At 76.8% G+C, this 1,183-nt stretch carries 2 protein-coding genes; one reads left to right on the top strand and one right to left on the bottom strand.

Annotation, left to right across the window (positions count from 1 at the left end):
- Window positions 1-493, bottom strand: a 493-nt coding sequence (locus HMPREF3105_RS01125) for a GNAT family N-acetyltransferase (RefSeq protein ID WP_070708574.1), incomplete at its 3' end; no start/stop codon positions are given.
- Window positions 494-565: 72 nt separating this feature from the next.
- Between HMPREF3105_RS01125 and HMPREF3105_RS01130 the strand changes: the two genes are divergently transcribed.
- Window positions 566-1,111 (top strand): GNAT family N-acetyltransferase, encoded by a 546-nt coding sequence (locus tag HMPREF3105_RS01130; protein WP_020624710.1) that lies wholly within the window; start codon window positions 566-568, stop codon window positions 1,109-1,111.
- Window positions 1,112-1,183: the final 72 nt, after the last annotated feature.

Consider the following 1,183-nt stretch of genomic DNA (forward strand, 5'->3'; position numbering starts at 1 on the left):
CGCCGCCGTCGTCCACGGACCCGGCCCAGCGGACCTCCCCGTCCACGACCTCGTCCGTCGGCGCCAGGCCGATCGCCTGGGCGACCCGCTGGGAGGCCGTGTGCTCGGGGTGGACATCCGCCACGAGGCGCCGCACCCCCCGGTCCCGCAGCTCGCCCTTGAGGAGGCCGGCGGCCTCCTTCGCCAGCCCGCGGCCCTGCCACGGCGTGCCGATCAGCCAGGCGATCTGCGTGGGTCCCCCGTCCACGGGGATGGTGGCCTGGACGTAGCCGACCGGCCGGCCCTCCGGCTCCAGCACCACGATCCAGTTGGCCCAGTCCTCCGCGCCGTCCTCGGAGCGACCGCGCGCGAGGATCGCGTACCGCTGCCGCAGCTCCTCCTCGCCCGGCGGCGTCCCGCCGGTGTACGTGTACAGGTCCGGGTCGGCGAGGACCGCGGCCATGGCCTCGGCGTCATCCACCCGCAACGGGCGCAGGGAGAGGGAATGCGGCATGGGCACAGTCGACCAGCCCGGCCCCGCGCAGACAAGAGGCGGGGCGCATCCGCCCGCCGCTAGCCTGGGCGCATGCCGCCCGCCCCCACCGCCCGTCTGCGCTTCCGCGAGATGGCCGACGCCGACCTCGACCACCTGGCCGGCCTCCTCGCCGATCCCGTGGTGATGCGCTTCTACCCCGCCCCGCGCACGCGCGCGGAGGCGGCGGCGTGGATCGCGGGCAACCGGCGCCGGTACGCGCAGGACGGGCACGGGCTGTGGATCATCGAGACCCACGACGACGGCGGGCCCGGCTTCGTGGGCGACTGCGGCCTGACGTGGCAGGAGGTCAACGGGGAGCCTCGCCTGGAGGTCGGCTACCACGTGCGGGCCGACCTGTGGGGGCGCGGCTACGCCACCGAAGCGGCCGCCGCCTGCCGGGACCACGCCCGGGACGTGCTGGGGCACCACGAGCTCGTGGCGATCATCCACCCGGAGAACACGGCCTCGCGCCGGGTGGCCGAGCGGATCGGGATGACCGTGGTGGGCGAGGACCGCACCGGCGCGCCCGAGGCCCGCGCGGCTCTGGGGCTCGAGGCGCGCACCGTGCTGGGGATGAGGCTCCGGCCGGGCGCGTGAGGCGCGGCCCGGCCGGACGTCTCAGCCCCGGTCGCTCACTTGGCGTGGCGGGCGAGCAGCTCGCGGGCGGCG

Source organism: Micrococcus sp. HMSC31B01, from assembly GCF_001816085.1.
GTDB classification, from domain to species: domain Bacteria; phylum Actinomycetota; class Actinomycetes; order Actinomycetales; family Micrococcaceae; genus Micrococcus; species Micrococcus luteus.